The 18,324-nt window shown below is 35.2% G+C and carries 15 protein-coding genes; 5 read left to right on the top strand and 10 right to left on the bottom strand.

The genetic code is table 11. From position 1 onward, the window contains the following. Positions 1-35 precede the first annotated feature (35 nt). The 3 genes from ACU68U_RS02605 to ACU68U_RS02615 all read left to right on the top strand — a co-directional run bounded on the left by ACU68U_RS02605 (position 36) and on the right by ACU68U_RS02615 (position 1,240). On the top strand, positions 36-611 hold the full coding sequence (locus ACU68U_RS02605; protein ID WP_094206621.1) for an ECF transporter S component: 576 nt from the start codon (positions 36-38) through the stop codon (positions 609-611). A gap of 105 nt (positions 612-716) precedes the next feature. Then, positions 717-974, top strand: a complete 258-nt coding sequence (locus tag ACU68U_RS02610; protein ID WP_316521617.1) for an AbrB/MazE/SpoVT family DNA-binding domain-containing protein — start codon at positions 717-719, stop codon at positions 972-974. After that, positions 974-1,240 (top strand): type II toxin-antitoxin system RelE/ParE family toxin, encoded by a 267-nt coding sequence (locus ACU68U_RS02615; RefSeq protein WP_446762686.1) that lies wholly within the window; start codon positions 974-976, stop codon positions 1,238-1,240. The genes ACU68U_RS02610 and ACU68U_RS02615 overlap by 1 nt, the downstream gene beginning before the upstream one ends. Positions 1,241-1,287: 47 nt before the next feature. On the opposite strand, the gene ACU68U_RS02620 is transcribed toward ACU68U_RS02615, so the two are convergent. The 4 genes from ACU68U_RS02620 to ACU68U_RS02635 are packed head-to-tail and all read right to left on the bottom strand — an operon-like array spanning position 1,288 to position 4,117. After that, on the bottom strand, positions 1,288-1,599 hold the full coding sequence (locus ACU68U_RS02620; protein WP_446762687.1) for a hypothetical protein: 312 nt from the start codon (positions 1,597-1,599) through the stop codon (positions 1,288-1,290). A 46-nt stretch (positions 1,600-1,645) separates the two neighbouring features. Then, positions 1,646-3,457, bottom strand: a complete 1,812-nt coding sequence (locus tag ACU68U_RS02625; protein ID WP_446762688.1) for a heavy metal translocating P-type ATPase — start codon at positions 3,455-3,457, stop codon at positions 1,646-1,648. Then, positions 3,457-3,672, bottom strand: a complete 216-nt coding sequence (locus tag ACU68U_RS02630; RefSeq protein WP_002835880.1) for a cation transporter — start codon at positions 3,670-3,672, stop codon at positions 3,457-3,459. Before ACU68U_RS02630 ends, ACU68U_RS02625 begins: the two co-directional genes overlap by 1 nt. A gap of 43 nt (positions 3,673-3,715) precedes the next feature. After that, positions 3,716-4,117: an ArsR/SmtB family transcription factor gene (locus ACU68U_RS02635; protein ID WP_002835881.1), complete on the bottom strand. Its 402-nt coding sequence runs from the start codon at positions 4,115-4,117 to the stop codon at positions 3,716-3,718. Positions 4,118-4,246: 129 nt separating this feature from the next. Here ACU68U_RS02635 and relB point away from each other — a divergent pair, with 129 nt between their 5' ends. Both relB and ACU68U_RS02645 read left to right on the top strand, forming a co-directional pair. Beyond that, the gene (relB, locus tag ACU68U_RS02640) at positions 4,247-4,480 is read left to right on the top strand and encodes a type II toxin-antitoxin system RelB family antitoxin (RefSeq protein ID WP_316513247.1); all 234 of its coding nucleotides are present in this window, start codon (positions 4,247-4,249) and stop codon (positions 4,478-4,480) included. Next, a complete protein-coding gene (locus ACU68U_RS02645; protein WP_227906095.1) occupies positions 4,480-4,746 on the top strand; it encodes a type II toxin-antitoxin system RelE family toxin in 267 nt (88 codons plus the stop codon). The genes relB and ACU68U_RS02645 overlap by 1 nt, the downstream gene beginning before the upstream one ends. 10 nt (positions 4,747-4,756) lie before the next feature. Here the strand turns inward: ACU68U_RS02645 and ACU68U_RS02650 are convergent, their stop codons facing one another. The 6 genes from ACU68U_RS02650 to ACU68U_RS02675 all read right to left on the bottom strand — a co-directional run bounded on the left by ACU68U_RS02650 (position 4,757) and on the right by ACU68U_RS02675 (position 18,321). Next, entirely contained in the window at positions 4,757-5,485 is a 729-nt protein-coding gene (locus ACU68U_RS02650) for a biotin--[acetyl-CoA-carboxylase] ligase (RefSeq protein ID WP_446762689.1), read from the bottom strand. Next, positions 5,485-6,393 carry a radical SAM protein gene (locus ACU68U_RS02655; protein WP_446762690.1) on the bottom strand — a complete coding sequence of 303 codons (909 nt, stop codon included), beginning with the start codon at positions 6,391-6,393 and terminating at the stop codon, positions 5,485-5,487. Before ACU68U_RS02655 ends, ACU68U_RS02650 begins: the two co-directional genes overlap by 1 nt. A gap of 126 nt (positions 6,394-6,519) precedes the next feature. After that, positions 6,520-16,710 carry a cell wall-binding repeat-containing protein gene (locus ACU68U_RS02660; protein WP_446762691.1) on the bottom strand — a complete coding sequence of 3,397 codons (10,191 nt, stop codon included), beginning with the start codon at positions 16,708-16,710 and terminating at the stop codon, positions 6,520-6,522. Positions 16,711-17,140: 430 nt separating this feature from the next. Continuing rightward, positions 17,141-17,500 carry a desulfoferrodoxin family protein gene (locus ACU68U_RS02665; RefSeq protein ID WP_446762692.1) on the bottom strand — a complete coding sequence of 120 codons (360 nt, stop codon included), beginning with the start codon at positions 17,498-17,500 and terminating at the stop codon, positions 17,141-17,143. A 111-nt stretch (positions 17,501-17,611) separates the two neighbouring features. Then, positions 17,612-17,995, bottom strand: a complete 384-nt coding sequence (locus ACU68U_RS02670) for a YbaN family protein (protein ID WP_446762693.1) — start codon at positions 17,993-17,995, stop codon at positions 17,612-17,614. 8 nt (positions 17,996-18,003) lie between these two features. Further along, positions 18,004-18,321, bottom strand: a complete 318-nt coding sequence (locus ACU68U_RS02675) for a nitrous oxide-stimulated promoter family protein (RefSeq protein ID WP_278726300.1) — start codon at positions 18,319-18,321, stop codon at positions 18,004-18,006. Positions 18,322-18,324: the final 3 nt, after the last annotated feature.

Consider the following 18,324-nt stretch of genomic DNA (forward strand, 5'->3'; position numbering starts at 1 on the left):
CACTTTAATTATAAATATTTTGAGGAGGGGTTTATTTGGACAGAAAAACTCACAAGCTTGTTCAATGTGCAGTGCTTGCTGCTTTATGTTTCATCACGTTCACTTATTTGCAAATCAAGGTGCCTGTTCCGGGTGGAGATTTTACATCAATCCATTTTGGTAATGTGTTCTTGGTTTTGGCAGCGCTTTTACTTGGCGGACTTTACGGTGGACTTGCTGGTGCTATCGGAATGACTATCGCAGATATCATGGATCCTGTGTATATAATGGTCGCTCCGAAGACTTTCGTGTTGAAGTTGTGTATTGGTTTGATTGTGGGAGCAATCGCTCACAAATCCAAGAAAATCAACGAATCTAACGACAACAAATACATTTTGAAGTGGGCTGTTATCGCTTCATGTGCAGGGATGTTGTTCAACGTGTTCGCTGATCCATTTGTAGGTTATTTTTATAAATTATATGTCTTGGGTCAACCACAACAAATAGCATCTGCGTTGGCGAAAATCAGCGCCGGTGTAACTTTCTTCAATGCTGTTGTGACTGTTATCGTTGCAAATATTTTGTACATGGCAGTACGTCCAGTGTTGAAACGCTCACATTTATTGGATTAAAAAATGCGTCAGAATAAAATCTGACGCTATTTTTATTGACAGTTCAAATAGAAGATATTACAATTAAGTTAGAAAGTAGGAAATTCTAACTTGAGAGGTGATAATATGTTAGTTGAACTTAAAGCAAAGTCGCAAGTGACAATTCCAAAAGATATTGTGAATTCTCTTGATTTGAATCAAGGTGACCAATTCGAAGTTATGGAAGAAGATGGCAAGATTATTTTCGTCCCTGTAGCTGTATATCCAGAATGTGTGATTGAAAATTTAAAAAAATCCGTTAAAGAACTAAAAGTTTCGATTGAAAATGGCGACCAACCTGTTTTTGACAATATTGATTCTCTTTTTGAAGAGTTGGACAAATAATGAGCTATAAAATAACTTACACAAAATCATTTAAAAAACACTACAAAAAATTATCTGATATCGAAAAAAAGCAAACAAAGAAAAAACTTTCATTCTTTATAGATAATCCAACTCACCCATCTTTAAGAACGAAGAAAATTCAAGGTAGTAATGGCTTGCGGGAATCTTCTGTAAATATGGATATCCGAATTATTTGGTATTACGAAAATAATGAGATGATTATTTTATTGGATATTGGTCATCACGATATTTTATTTGATTTTTGATTGGATTAAAAAATGCGTCAGATTTTACTCTGACGCTATTTTTGTCATTACCCTATCGCTATAAACACAATTGCAAGTATCAACGCTAATAGTCCTACAAGGATGCATTTTCTACAAGTAGATATTCTTTTTAATATCATTTCTAGTTCTTTTTTGGTAAATTTTCTGTTGTTTTTTCTCATCAAGATTCTATCTAACGCTACTGGTTGGCGATTGTTTTGCGAGATAGTTTGCCACACTTTTTCTGAGTTTACGTTTTTTCTAACCTTGGCGATTGCCAATATTTTCGATATCGAATAAATTCCATAAATGAGTGCTACAGCAAATACTCCCAAAAACACATAGCCTACTATTTTCATTTCATCATCTCCTTTACGATTAGTATAAATGAGATTTCAATTTTACTCAACTAACCCTCATCGCTCTGAATGAATTCAAAATAGCAAGCACTGTAACTCCGACGTCTGCAAAGATTGCAGCCCACATATTTGTAAGTCCAAGCGCCGATAATATTAGCACGATTATTTTCACACCGATTGCAAAATACGCGTTTTGTTTTGCGATTTTGAGTGTTTTCTTGGAAATTTTAATTGCTTGTGCGATTTTCGTTGGCTCGTCTGTCATGATTACGACATCACTCGCTTCGATTGCCGCATCGCTTCCGATTTGCCCCATGGAAATTCCGACATCACTGAGTGCAAGCACTGGTGCATCGTTGATTCCATCTCCTACGAATGCAACTTTTCTTCCTTTTTCTATCAATTTCTTTACAATTTCAACCTTATCTTGTGGAAGTAGCTTGGATTTGTATTCGTCAATTTTAAGATTTTCTGCTACTGATTTGGCTACAGATTCTCCATCACCAGTTAGCATGTAAGTTTTTTCGATTCCGACATTTTTCATATCAGTTATCGCTTGGGCGCTGTCTTGTTTGACTTCGTCGGCGATTCTGATATATCCCGCAAATTTTCCATCTATCGCAACGTATACAACAGTGTCTGTAGTATTTATCGGTTCAAATTCAATATCTTTTAAAAGCTTAGCATTTCCTGCTAGGATATGTTTGCCATTTATCACAGCTTGTATCCCTTGGCCTGCGATATTTTCTGCAGATTCCAAGTTCAAATATTCTTTGTCCCCATAATAATCAATGATCGATTGTGCGATTGGATGGTTGGATGATTTCTCAGCACTCGCAACGTATTTTAGCATTTCTTCATCTGAAATATCAAATGATTTTGCTTCTACAACTTTGAACACACCTTGTGTCAATGTTCCAGTTTTATCCATAACAACAGTGTCTGTTTCTGCAAGCTTTTCGATGTAGTTACTTCCTTTAACCAAAATCCCTGCCTTGCTGCTCGCACCGATTCCTGAGAAAAAGCTCAACGGAATACTAATTACAAGTGCGCAAGGGCACGAAATTACAAGGAATGTCAATGAACGATACAACCATGTTTGGAAAGGTTGTTTCAATATCAAAGGCATCAATATCGCAAGCGCTGCTGCGACCAATACTACAACAGGAGTGTATACTCTTGCAAATTTCGTGATGAATTTTTCTTGTTTACTTTTTTGGCTGGATGCATTTTCAACCAAATCCAAAATCTTCGTCACTGCAGAGTTTTCAAAATCCTTCGTAACTTTCGCATTCAAAACCTTGTCCATCACGATGTATCCCGACAATAGTTCCTCGCCTTTTGCGACAGTAATTGGAACACTTTCTCCAGTCAACGCCTTCGTGTCAACCATGGAGCTTCCATCTACTACCACGCAGTCCAACGGAACTTTCTCTCCTGGTTTGACTACGATAATATCTCCAACATTCACATCGTAAGGATCCACCTTATCGTAACCATCTTCCGTTTTCAAATTCGCAAAAGTCGGTGCAATGTCCATCAATTCCTTGATAGAATCACGAGATTTCCCAACGGCCTTGTCTTGGAAAATCTCCCCGATTTGATAAAAAAGCATAACAGCAACACCTTCGGCGTATTCTCCAACGAAAAACGCACCCAAAGTTGCAATCATCATCAGGAAATGTTCGTCAAATAACTGACCGTTTTTCAAATTCAAAAACGCTAACTTTATTACTGGAATTCCTACAATCAGATAACTCACAGCGAAAGCCGCAAGTCTTGCGTATGGTTGTTTGATAAAAAATCCGATTACAAAAAATACCGCCGAAGCTATCGTTAATTTTATTTCCTTATTCATTATTTCACTTCAACATAAGGCTCAATTGATTTGATGATGTCCTTTGCTTGATCCAACACAGAATCAAACTTATCATCTTCTACATCCAACACCATTTTTGTAGTGATAAAATTCACAGTGACAGAATTTACTCCGTCCAATTCCTTGATTTTGTCTTCCATTTTTGCTGCACAATTTGCACATCCCAAATTTTCTAATGTATATCTTCTTTTCATAACTTTCTCCTTTTTGTTTTTTTATTTTTTTAAATTATTGTCGTTATTCTTGCACGTGTACCATCGCAATGTCGAAGATTTCTTTCACATGATCATCCGAAATCGAATAATACACAACTTTTCCTTGACGTCTAGTCTTCACAATGTTGCTTTGTTTCAACACTCTCAATTGGTGGCTAATTGCAGATTGGCTCATATTCATCACAGCTGCAATGTCGCACACGCACAACTCTCCGCTTTCCAACGCCATCAAAATCTTCACCCTTGTTTGATCTCCGAAAATTTTGAACATATCGGACAAATCGACGATCAATTCGTCATCTGGAAGCTCATTGATAGCTTTTTTCACATTATCCTCGTGAATTAGCGTTACTTCACATTTTTCATCGTTGAATTTATCTATATCTATCACATCCTTTATATGAACATATGAATACTTGTTCATTTGTTAATATGATAATATCATTTTATTTTTAGTTTGTCAATAAAAAAAAGAGATTTTTTTGTAAAATTTTGATATAATAAATTTGTAATACAAATGTAATACATTTTTGAAAAATAAAAGGAGGATAAAATGTCTCGTGTAATAAGCGTAAGATTTAATGAAAATGAAATAAATGCGTTGAATAATATTGCCGACACTCACGGTGTGGGACTTTCAACTATGATTAAAACTTTAGCCCTCGAAAAATTATCCGATGAGTACGACATTCAAGTAGTAAAAGAATACGAAGAATCCAAGAAAAACAAAAAAATCGAATTAGTCGATCACGATGAAGCTTGGAAGGAAATAGGTATTGAAGAATAATGGTCTACAAATTAAAATATGAAAAGAAAGCTATAAAACAAATCCAAAAACTAGATAACAGCGTCAAAATCATGCTCAAAAAATGGATTGAAAAAAATCTTCTGAACACCGAAAATCCTAGAGTTCATGGAAAAGCATTGGTCGGGGATAAGTCCGGCTTTTGGCGATATAGAATTGGAAATTACCGATTAATCACAGAAATCAGAGACGATGAACTTTTGATAATAGCCATCTCGTTTGAACACCGTAGTAGTGTGTACAAATAAAAAAGAGATTTTACAAAAAAATCTCTCCTATATTTAAATCTTCAATTGTTCCGTCGTTGTATTTTACTTTCAAGCTAAAATCGTCATTGATATTCATTGCAGTAGCTGGAACATATTCTCCGTTTTTGTGTACTTTGATTTCATTACCAATAAACGTGGCTTTCTTTCGATATTTTTCAACCAAACTATCCCTATCCTCGCTCCAAAATTCTAGGAAATTCTGCATTATTTTAATAACCAAATCTTCTCTTTTATCTGAGTCGTTTTTTTCTTCGATAAATCCAGCCGTATCTTTGATATCTTCTGGAAAATCCGTTTGGTAGACGTTAATTCCAACACCAGCCACGATATCCAAGCAGACATTTTTCTCAACTTTACATTCTGTGAGTATGCCGCAGATTTTCTTACCGTCAAGTAGAATATCATTGACCCATTTAATCGACGTATTCACGCCGAAAATTTCGTCAATTGCATAGCTTACGGCAATTCCCATAATTGGTGTGATGAATTGCGATTGTTGGAATGTCATTTCTTCATTCAACAAATATGAAAAATACAATCCATTTTCAGGCGAGAAGAACTTCCTTCCGTAGCGTCCCTTGCCTTTTGATTGTGAAAATGCGACCATCAACGTATCATCTTGCTGATGATTTAAAATCTCGTCGTTTGTCGATGTAACTTCCTTTTTAAAAATCACCTTATTTATTCCAGTTTGTTCTTTGATTTTTTCAATATCCATTAACCCTCATCCCATCTATTCCACTTTTTACGTTCTTTTTTGTTCATTTCCTTGTCATCATCTTCTAGTCTTTGCTTCAAAACAGCGATAATTTCATCCTTTTTGTCTGGAATTACAGATGTCACAGCCACTGCCTTAGTCTTGTGAGTTCCGTTGTAGACGCATCTTATGTTCAAATTTTCCACAAGCATTATCTCCTCTTGGATTTGCTGTCTGATGGACACTCTTTTGAAATCATGATTTCTCACGTTTTCCACAAGCTTTGCATTCTTGAACAAAACCAAATTCACAACCACAATTTCAAACGGATTCACCTTGTTCAGAAACTCTGCAGTCTTCATTATATGTTCACGTGAATGTGCTTCTCCGCCAAGCCCAAGCATAATGTATGTGGAATATTTTATTCCCAGATTATCGAGTCTGTGAAGTGCCGTCAATTGTTCTTGTGATGTGACGCCTTTTTTATGGTAAGAAAGCACCCAATCGCTTCCCGACTCAATCCCAATGCAAATACGATCAAGCCCCAGATTTTTAAGTTCCAACAATTCATCGTCAGTTTTTCTGAGAATATCATCACTTCTGGAAAAACACGACACGTACTTCATACTTGGGAAATTCTTTTTGATTTCTTTCAAAATCTCCGTCAAATAATCATTCTTCAAACACAAAGCGTTACCCTCCAAAAGCGTGAACTTTTTCGGAGTAAACCTTTTGTCTTCGTAAAATTCTTTCCTATTTCTAATATAATTTTTCACATCTTCAATGTCAAAAACCTTGAATTTCTTGCCTACATTCAAATCACAATAGATGCATTTGCCATAAGAACAGCCCACAGTTACGGGAATCATTTCGTTGTGCATTTCGGGCATCGGAGTGTACATATATCTATCGTAAAATCCGTCAATCATTTAATCACCTTTGTTTGATATTTTACAAGTATTATAACACAAGATGTGTTTGCAATATGAATTTGTGTGTATCTAATTTTACCAAATAAAAAACCGGACACTAAGTGCCCGGCTAAAAATATTTTTTTAATCTTCTATGGCGTATTTGTGTGCTGTTTCAGCATAAATTGTATTCGTACCACCGATTATATATAGATATTCTATCTTAGATTTTTCGATATAATCATCAGTTACTTTTACTGGTGTTGATTTTGATAAAAGTATTGGTGCTTTTCTTCTTGCACATACAGGTCCGATTACCAATGCGTCAGGGAATACTTCTCCCGATGCTACAAATACTTCCTTAGATTCTGGATATGTGTAACTTGCAACTAAAATTGCAGTTTCATATCTGTCTTGTCCGCTAAATCTTCTGATTACTTGTGGCAATTGAGCTTCCAATTTCTTGGATACTGAATTTTGTCCACCTGCAACGTAAACTCTCTTAATGTTCAAATCTTTAAGAGCCTTGCTTACCTTCTTGTCCATTTGATTTCTTGTAACCAATAGAATTGGTGCGATTTCTTTTGAACCAAGAGGTGCTGTTGCCAATGCGTCAGGGAAATTTTCTCCAGATGCAATGATGGCTTTGTTAACTTTGCCAGTTAATCTTTGGATTTCGTAAGCTAATTCTGATGAAGTTACATATCTATCACGACCCCAAATTCTTTGAACTTTGTTTTGATCGTATTTTGCTAATTGTGATTTAACATTTTCAGAAATGGATTTGTGACCACCAACGATAATAACTTCACTAGCTCCCAATCTTACAATTTCTTTTGCAACATCATCTTCTAGATATCTTGTGTTGTTCAACAATATTGGAGCATCCAATACGTGAGCCAAAACAGTTGCAGTCAACGCGTCAGGATAATTTCCTGAATCGGCAATGATTACATATTTTGACTTGTTGAAGAATCTCTTAGAAGTGTTGATCGCTGTGTGAACTCTGTCCTTACCAGCAACACGTTCAACGTATCTGTTATCATGTTTTTCAGGTTTTCCTGGTTCTGTTCCTGGAATTGCTCCTGGATTTTCTCCCGGTGTTCCAGGATTTGTGCCTGGTGTTGTTCCTGGTTTGTCGCCTGGCTTATCACCTGGTTTATCTGGATTTGGTTTGTCTCCTGGTTGGTCGCCTGGCTTGTCACCTGGTTTATCTGGATTTGGTTTGTCTCCTGGTTGGTCGCCTGGCTTGTCACCTGGTTTATCTCCCGGTTTATCTCCCGGTTGGTCGCCTGGTTTGTCGCCCGGCTTGTCACCTGGTTTATCTGGATTTGGTTTGTCGTCTGGCTTATCAGGGTTTGTTCCTGGTGTTGTTCCCGGAGTTTTATCATCCTTGTAGATAGCCTTGATTGTATCTCCATCATTGTATTGGATAGCTTTTTCAATCGAAGTATCCCATCTTTCAAACTCATATCCTTTATTTGCCACAACTTCTGGAGCAAATCCTTTCAATACGACTGCAACATTTGGATTTACAAACAAAACTTTTGTTGTTACAGTTGAATCTTTTATCTTTCCTTTTTCTGTTGTGTCGAATGTCACCTTAATATATCCAGATGGTTTTTCTGAATCGTCATCTTTTGTCTTTGGAATTACATCAGCTAACTTGTCATATTGTGCAGTAACTGTTTTATCTGCTTTTATTGCAAAGTCATCTTTTGTATCCCAAGCTTTAAATTGATATCCAGTTTCTGGTGTTACTGTTGGTTTTTGTAAATCTTTTAATGTCTTGTTAGCATTTGGATTTACATAATATACAGTTTGTCCAGTTAAGTTACCATTAGCTCCCTTGTCAAATATTACTGTTACATATCCTTCAGGTTGTGCGTTTGGATTACCATCTTTATCAGTTGAAGGAATAATATCATCTAACTTTCTGAAGTTTCCTGTAACTGTTGTGTCAACTGTATACTTAGCCTTTGTCGTTGTATCAATATCCCAAGCTTCAAATTCATAGCCTATTTCAGCTTTTGTATTTGGTTGAGAAATTGTTACTTCTTCATTTGGATTTACAAAGTATGTGATAGTTTCTCCATCTACTATTTGTCCACCTTCGCCTTTGATTACGAAGTTAACAGTTACATATCCGTCAGGCTTTTGTTGATCGTCTTCAGTTTTTGGAATTACTGAATCAACTTGGTTAAAGTTTGCAGTTATTGTTGTAAGTTCTTCAGTGTATTGAGTAGGAATTTCTGCATTTTGACTCCATCCTCCAAATTCAAATCCCGTGTTAGGTTTTGTTGTTGGTGGTGTCAATTTTACATACTTAGTTGGATTTACGTAGTATGTTGTTTCTGCGACAGTTCCATTATCTCCCGCTACAAACTTAACTTCTACATATCCGTCTGGTTTTTCTACACCTGGTTTTCCTTCAATAACATCATCAATTGGAGTTGATTGTGCTTTTACAACAACGTCTTTGTCTTTTATTTCAAGTGAATCGTCCTTGTCCCAATTCTTGAATTCAAATCCAATTTTTGCTTCTACGTTTGGTTTTGCAAGTTTTTCTAAAATTACACCTGAATTCTTCTTTACATAGTAGTATTTTACATCTGATAAAGTAAGACCTTCATCTGCTTCGAATGTTACTCTTACATATCCTTTAGGTCTTGTGATTGGCTCTTGTGGATCGTAAGGAATTATATTTTCAGCTTCTGTATAAGTTGCAGTGATTGTTGTAGCTGTTTCAAATTTCTTTGGAGTGCTTGGCTTATAAACATCTCCGTCAGCTTTTTCGCCAATCTTCCATTCTTTAAATGTGAAGTGTTGTTTTCCTGTTGGATTTGATACTGGAATTGTAACTTCCTTATCTGGATTTACCCAGAATATTTGAGCAGTAGAATCAGTCGCCTTATCCGTAGGAACAAATTTCACTTCAACAAAGTTGTTAGGAACGTCCTTTGGTTTTTCTGTTCCTGTTTGTGGAATTACATCTTTTACATATTGCGCAACAAGTGTAATATCTTTTGTGATTTTTTCTGTTGCTGGATCAAAATCTTTTCCATCGACTTTCCATCCAATGAACGTGTAATTTTGTTTTTCAGGATTGTTAACTTGTGTGATTAACTCATTGTGTTTTACTTTTTGTGATGGAATATGAGTTCCACCATCTGTATTAAATTCAACTGTATGAGTATCTGCATTCCAAATAGCTTCTGCCGTTGTGTTTTCATTAATAGTGAATGTTTCTCCCGGTTTGTAAATCTTATCTTTTATCTTCCATCCTTCTAATACGAAATTATCTTTTTTAAGATCATTTCCACCAGCCAAAGTAATTTCTGTACCTACATCATAAGATAGTTCTTTTGGAACTGTTCCTGAAGTTTTATCATCAGCTTTATAAGTCATAGTAACTTTATTAATCTTGAAAGTTGCTACATATTTCTTGTCAGTTATGATTTCTTCATTCTTATCGATATTTTCTAACCATTTAACAAATGTATAGTTGTCATTTGGTTTTGGTGTAGGAATCGGAAGATTTTCTGAACCTACTTTAACTTTCTTAGATGGATTTACATAATAAGTTTTATCTCCACCTTCAAGGCTACCATTGTCATCAGATGTGAATTCAACTTTCACGTATCCCTTAGGTTGTTCTACATTATCTCCTGCTGGTATTACATCGTCTAGTTTTTTGAATGTGAACTTGAATGTTGTATCTTCCTTGAAAGTATCGATTATCTTTTTGCTCTTATCATTTATCCAAGCTCCACCATCTGCTGTGTAACCTACGTTTGGATTTTTAGTAATGGCATTTGCTTGATTAGTTAAGCTTACTTCTACGTTTGGATTTACATAGTAAACTGTAGTTCCTTCCAAAGTGCCATTTTCATCAGCTACAAATGTTACTGTAACATAACCATCTGGTTTTGTTTGATCTCCTGGAATTATATTTTCTAAAGGAGTATATTGTGCTGTAATTGTAGTGTCTTTAGTAAATGTTTGAGTTAAAGCTTTATCCCAAGCATCTTTGCCATCTTTTTGCTTCCAGCCTGTGTTAGGTGTAACTGTTGGTACTGGTACTGTGACTTCTTTATTTGGATTTACATAATAAACAGTTTTACCTGTTATATCTTTTCCATGTTCACCTTTGTCAAAAGTTACTGTTAAATATCCGTCTGGCTTATCAGAGCCATCTTGTTTTTCTTGTGGAATCACATCGCCTTTTACATTATACTTAGCTTTTATTACATCATTGTCATTGTATTGGATAGCTCTTTCAATTTGAGTATCCCATCCAGCGAAGTCAAATCCTGTATTTGGTGTAACTTTTGGTGCCTTGTCTTCTAATACAACCGCTTTATTTGGATTTACATAATAAACGCTAGTTCCTGTAAGTTTTCCATTTTTTTCTGCGCTAAATGTTACTGTGATATATCCTTCTGGTTTTTCTGAATCGTCATCTTTTGTCTTTGGAATTACATCATCTAACTTGTCATATTGCGCAGTAACTGTTATATCGCTTATGATTTCTTTTGTATCAGCAAAATCCCACTTAGTAAATTTATATCCAGTATCGGCTTTTACTGTTGGTTTTACTATTAGCTTATCACCTAAGATTTTAGCTGGATTAGCATCTGGATTTACATAGTAAACAGTTTGTCCTTTTATTTCTGTTCCATGTTCACCCTTTTCAAATGTTACTGTAACATATCCTTCTGGTTTTGCATTTGGTGTTCCGTTGCCATCAGTTGAAGGAATAATGTCTTCAAGCTTTTTGAAATTACCTTTAACTGTTGTATCAGCTGTATACTTCTTAGCTGTTGTAGTATCTTGATCCCATTTTTCAAAGACATAGCCTGTTTCAGCTTTTGTCTTTGGTTGTGGAACTGTTACTTCTTTAGCTGGATTTACATAGTAAACTGTAATTTCGCCATCTGCAATCTTTCCACCTGTCGCTGGATCAATTACAAATGTTACTGTCTTATATCCAGCTGGTTTTTCAGAATCATCATCTTTTGTTTTTGGAACAACATCTTTCAATCCGTTAAAGCTTGCAGTGATTGTTGTGTCTTTGTCATAAACTGTTGGGATTGTAGTGTCCTTATCCCAAGCACCAAATTCAAAGCCTGTGTTTGCATTTGTTGCTGGTGGGTTAATTGTTACATATTCTGTTGGATTTACGAAGAATTTTGCAACGCCAGTAATTGAACCCTTGTCTTTGTCATCATCTTTTATAACAAATGTAACTTCATTGTAGCCTGCTGGCTTTTCATTTGGATTACCCTTGTCATCTTTTTCAGGAATAACATTATCAAGTTTTGTTGCCTTTGCAGTTACTAAAATATCAGCATCTGTGATTTCAAATGTGTCTTCTGTATCCCACTTTTCAAACTTATATCCAGTTTTTGAATCCACAGTTGGTTTAACTATTGTTTGGTTGCCAAGTTTTATTCCAGCATTTTTCTTCACATAGTAATAGTTTACATTTGATAAAGTAAGTCCCTCTTCTGCTGCAAACTTAACTCTTACATATCCTTCAGGTCTTGTGATTGGCTCTTCTGGATCGTAATGAATGATGTTTTGTACATCAGTATATTCAGCTTTAATTACTGTTTCTTTTGTAAATTGTCCCTTAATTTCATTTGCCCAAGTTCTTGAAGTTTCTTCATTTGATTTCCAATCCTTGAAAGTATAGGCCTTAGCTTCTTCAGTTTCTGTTTTATCAACAGTCTTTCCAATTGGATTATCTACTGGGATTGTAACTTCCTTAGTAGGGTTAACCCAGAATGTTTTTTCGAAAGCTGTTTCACTTGTAGCCTTGTCTGTTGTCTTAACTATAACTTTTACGAAGTTATCTGGAACTTTTGGCTTATCTTCGCCTTCTTTTTGTTCTACTACATCCTTAGCAAATCCCGGTGATATTACTGTGTCCTCAGTAAACATGTGACGTTTGCCGAAATTATATACCCCATTATCTGTTTGGTCTTCATTTTGTGCTTTTTTGTCTGCTGACCAATTTGTGAATCCTAAATTTGCTTTTTCTTCATCTGTTAATTCTATCTCAGGAATATCTACCCAAGCTTTTGGGTTAACATAATAAATCTTGCTATCTTTGTCGTTAGGTTTTCCACTTGGATTTACCGTAACTTTCTTATATTCACCAGTTACATTCACTAAGTCTCCATTAGGTGCTGTAGTTGCATCCTTTAAAACTTTTGGCATTTCTCCTGATGTCAAAGCTTCGTAAACATTTTTGTATATTTTGACAGGAATTTCAATTTTTTGAACAGAATTATCTGCAAATTTTATCTCTGCCGGAACTTTAATTTCTCTTACAAGTTCTGTAGTGTCATTTTTATTTAGTTCCTTAACTTGTTCGTAAATCTTATTATCGATATCTGCATCAAATATAATTTCTGATCCTTTTGGCAATGATTCTTCTTTGCCATTCTTGTACCAGTGAACTTGTTTATTTAATTGGTCAGTAGTTGGAGCAAAGTTATTATTATGTTCCTTGTTAGATTCTGTAACAACTAAAGTATCAATCTTTACATCTGACCATTCAAAGTAAGCTGTAAAAGTATATCCCCTATCGATAATTGTGTTATTGTTTAAAAGTTTTTGTTTGTCCCATTCTTTAAATCTTCGTCCTGCATCCGGTGTTACATAATACTTGCTTGTTTCAGCAGTTTCACCATCTTTTAATTCTTGTGGTACTTGAAGTAAATCTGATTTAATTCCTTTGATTACATCGTAGTGAATAACTTTTATGTCGTTACCTTTTTCATCTTTACCAAAGGATCCACCTTCGTCAGCTTTGAATGTTACTCTGACGTAACCTTCTGGAGGTTCTTCATTTCCAGGAACTTCTATTACTCTTACGTCTTTGTAGTAGAATGTTATCTCATCGGATCCTGTTCCATTGATTCCTTTGAACTCACCAGTCTTTTCATCTACGTCGTAGAAAAGTTGTTGTTGTGGATCACTAGCCAAAACCCAGCCCGGAATTTGTCTGTAGTTTCTTGCGTCGTAGTGACGGTTTTTGCTTTGAACTTGTTCTTGGGCAATAACGCTGTATTTTTCTATTAATTCCTTCTTCTTAGCAGGATCTTTCTCAGCTTCTATCTCAGCTTTCCCTCTTTCGTCAACATAATTTACTTTGTAATCACGAGTTCTGAAATGTCTGTAGTAGAAGTGGAATACATTGTTCTTGGCTTCTGGATTATCCACAGACTTGCCATCTTGAAGAATTTTTTCTGGTTCAACTCTGATAATTTGCATATCTGTATTGTTGAACTTTACTATTGCGTTGTATTCTTCGTATTGTTTCTTAATGTCTTCATTTGATATTTTTTCTAACTCTTCATGAGGCATTAATGTCCAATCTTCATCCTGATAAATCGCACTGGCCGATACGTATTGGTTAGCTCTAGTATCGCGTAATATTTGTTTCTTAGGGTGATAAGCATCTTTTATTTCATTGCCATCTTTATCTATAAAATGGTGATATACTTCGACATCCACACGATTATTTTCAACCCAAATAGCTTTCAAATAAACATTGCTTACGACATCATTTCCGAATGGATATCTTTCTGGAACATGATAAGTTTTAGTGTACGAGTCATCAACAGTTCCGTCTTCTTTGTATCTAACCCATTCCCAACCCAAGAAGTCATATCCTTTACGTGTTGGTTTTGGAAGATTTTTTAATTGTTGCAAATTATTAACCGTGAAAACTTGCTTGTTAGCTTCATTGTTTTCTTTTATAGGATATTCTGTAGGTTTTCCATCTTTATCTACAGTAACTCTATCCTTAGTCAATTCATCTGCTTTGATATCTCTTAGCGTTCCTTGATTTGGGTCTACAGTTATCTTCCATGGCTTGTCGGGTTCTGTCCACTTAGCGTAGAGAACTTGATCATAATGAAGTTTGGTTTCTTTTCCATTTTTAATGAGGTTCTCACCAGCGGGATCCAGTGCCCAACCCCTAAATGTCCAATCATCCGGTACCCAATCCGGTCTTTCGGGCACATGGGCTGTGTCTAATTTCAAATCCTTTAGTGGTTTTTCATAAGGCACATCTAAAATATTGCCAGCACCATATTCGCTGTCATTTTTTACTGTCTTGGGATCGTTGTTTAGTTTTAACTTGTACTTGTTGCGAGTGTAGTTTGCATAATTGTAGGCATTTGCCCCATTAAAGGATTTTGTGCCCCAAGGAAATTTATCGATGTATTCGATCTTGTCGGCGTCACTTCTAAAAGGCGTTTTCTTATTTCTCTCTTTATTTAATTCATCAAAAGTTTTACGTGCGTCCCAAGTTCCAACACGACCTTTTTCTAGTCCTATCCATTCTGCCGTCCTTGTATCTTCTTTAAGGGTAAAACCTTGAAGATGAGGCAAACCGAAGGGATACCCATTAGGTCCAGCTGCACTCGTATCGCTCTTCCAATAGGACATGTCATAATCGATTTGTTCCTTGCCATCGAAATCGTCCTTTATAATATCAATGTGATGGACAACAGATTGTTCATAGGATGTCGATCCAATGGAAATCTCATATTTATCTCTTTTCTTATTTTCTCCATCCTTTATAGGTATTTGATCTGAGTGACCAAATCCCTCAAACTCTCCTGTTCCCACTACATCTTGACTGTCGATAAAATCTTCTGCACTTAAACGATAAGGTGGAGTATCGCGATAAGCTTGTTCACCCGCGTTATTGTTAATTGTCCAGCCTATTAGGCCAGTGTCTCCTTCTTCACTACCATCAGAAGTCGGAAGATTTGAAACTTCTGCATCCTTTGGCCATATTTTATCCAAGCTTTGGTTGAAGCGAACATCTACTTTATAAGGAGATCCTTCTTTCCCTATGACTTTTCCTTCTCTTGTTATAATCGGCCAGAAGCTACCTACAATATCAAATGCCTCTCCACTCGCAGCTGTAAAGTAAAGGGTGTAGACTCTGCGGTCGTAGTAGACATTGTAGACCGTTTCGCCCGTTGAGGATACAGATTTTTGAACATTAGGGTCTTTTTCAGTTGCATTTTGCTTCTTAGTCAAGTCTTCATTTAAAAAGTAATATCTTTCAAATTCTTCTTTATTATCTTGTGCCTTTTCCAATCGTCCGTCATTTAAGTCCGGGAAGGTGATGCCGTGGATATCCAAATCAGTAAGATTTGGTGTGGAACCTGTGTCAGCATTATCTATTCTTCTTGCTCCAATAAAATCGTATCGATCACGCAAAGGTAGCTTGTCGTCTTTGTCGTTGTAATCAGGCTTTTCAGTCCAAAATTGAATTACATAGTCAGCCTTTTCTTCCTCATCCCAAACTGCCGTAAATGTCACATCAGTTGCTGGCATTTTGACATTAGCCTTCAAAAAATCCATAATGGCATCGCCAGAAGAATCCTTCATTGGTTCGTTAGCTTTGAATGTATTTCCTTTTTCGTCCTTTAAATCAACAGATGGTTTCCATCCCATGAATTTTGATCCCACTCTTGTAGGTTGTTTAACAGTTGGAATAGTTTGTTCAAAATACACAAGTCTTGTTGGAATGGAAGATCCTCCGTCTGTTTTAAAGTTTACTTCATAAGTTTTGCGATTGTAACGAAACTCCACTTCGAATTGACTTGTATCTTCAGGAACTAAAACTGGAAGAACATCTGCTTCAGGTTCAAACCCGTCAATTCTGCTGTCTCTAATTGGGTTTACTTCCAATACAGAACCTGTATAACCTGTTTGTTGTGTCGGCACAACCTTTGGATTTTCTTCATACTTATTAAAATCTTCTAAATTTTGAAATTTGTGTACAATTTTTACAGAACTTTGCTTTTTACCATATACAAATTCTTGCGTTCCCACAAAATTAAATCCACCTTGTTCTGGATTTTTCGCTTTGTCTACAATATCTTTAAAATTAATATTGTATGAATTTTGTGGCTTTACATATCCCTTTAAATCAGGAAGATTAATATCCTTGTTCACCTTAGCTTTTTCAGCTTCTGTTGCATTTTCTCCTACGCTTGCAACATAAGGTTGATAGTTGATTTTGTTTTCACCATTTTTGGGTACCTTATAATCCGTGCGTAGCGTGTAGATTTTTGCCTGATCAGGATTTTTTATTAAATCCGCTGCCGTCTTACCTTTTTCTGTTTTTGCAACCTCTACAGGCAATTTGTTGTTCACAATCTCAGTTTTATTGTTCGACAAATTATTATAATCGACTCCTGCTGCCAATAAGTGTACTGGCATTGAAGTCAACACCATTATCATCGTCATAATAAAACAAATAAAACGTTTGATTTCTTTTCTGACTGAATGTCGCATAATACCACTTCCTTAATTTTTTTATTTTTTCTTTTTATTTTTAGCCATACTTAGTCTTATTATATTTATATCACAGAATCAGTGTTTTTTCAATATAATGGATTGGTATTCACTGCTCATAAATTCAAAATATAATGTTAAATAAAAATCTATAAATAAATTATGAGACGATTTTTAACAATGATTTTCAAATCCCACATAAGTATGTAATCGTTTCTGTTTGCTTTAAAATAGGAAATATTTTTTTAATCTACAATCAAAATTTTTTCAAACCAAACTCCAAATATCTTTTTATTATTATAATGTATTGTTGGACTCATATAATTTCAGAGCTAACTCTTTTTGAATTAAAATACATTTTTGAATTTGTGTGTATCTAATTTTACCCACGAAAAAAAGGACTCCACATAAGAGTCCTCATTATATCAAACTATTTTACTTCTTCAGCGCTTTCCCATAAACCGTGGATATTGCAATAACTTAATGCGAATACTTTACCTGGTTTATTAGATTTTACATAAGCGTCAACGTGTGGTTTAGTGAACACTTCGCCTTCACCGTGAGCTGATGCTTGGTAAGAAGCTACTTCTACTGGGAATTTTTCTCCTTCTGGTTGGAAGAATACTTTAATCCATGCAATGTGGTGTTCGAATGTGTTTGGGTGTTCGATTTCTTCACCAACTATTGCGCATACTTTGAATCCGTCGTCTTTTTTATCAATATGAATAACTGGAACGTGTTTTTCAGCTTTCCAATCTCCAGATTGAACTGTTTCTGTTAATTTGGCCATTAATATTACCCCCTATAAAATTTCTTACAGATTATTTATACCCCAATATTTTTTTATTAATCAAGGAGCTTTGGCATTTATAAAGTGATATTAATTGTATTTGTATAAAACTTATGATTTAGAATATCTTTTAACTCCGAAGCAAAAATAAAGTATATGGAGCAACCACACACAAGCTAATATTATACAAGGTATGTATAGTTTTTTACGAAACATTGTGAAAAATCCAATCGCCATTAGTATAGTTACCGTTAGCATAATACGTATTTTAACTTTCAAAGTCATTCCTTCCCCATTCGCAAATGTTTCCAAGTTATTTTTGTAGAGTTTAGTTCTTTTGAACCATCTATCTAATTTTTCAGAACTTTTACTAAAACAAATTGCAGATAACATTAAAAAAGGAACTGTCGGTAACATCGGCAATATCGCTCCTATTGCCCCTAATCCCAAGCTAATTAAACCTAAAATTATAAAAATTGTCTTTTTAAATTTCATATTCACCTCTACTTCTTTCTTTTTTTGCTTAAAATTATATGATGAATAGTCATAATTGGATGATAAAAAATCATTCGTGGCCCAGAAAACCTCATAACTTCACAGATTTTTTTACGCATATCCGGTTTATAACAATGAACATTACAATTAGAGCAAAAAGTCTTTGTTTCCATAAATGGACAAGAATTTATCTTTTTAATAGCATAATTTTTTAATTCTTTATAATCACTCAAGTCCTCTATTGATTTCTGGTTCTTCTTACAATATAAGTCAATCATATTGCTTATCATTTTTATTTCTTTTTTTCTTTTTTTGTCTATATCCATTTT

Source organism: Finegoldia sp. P3-F-LR (assembly GCF_052932165.1).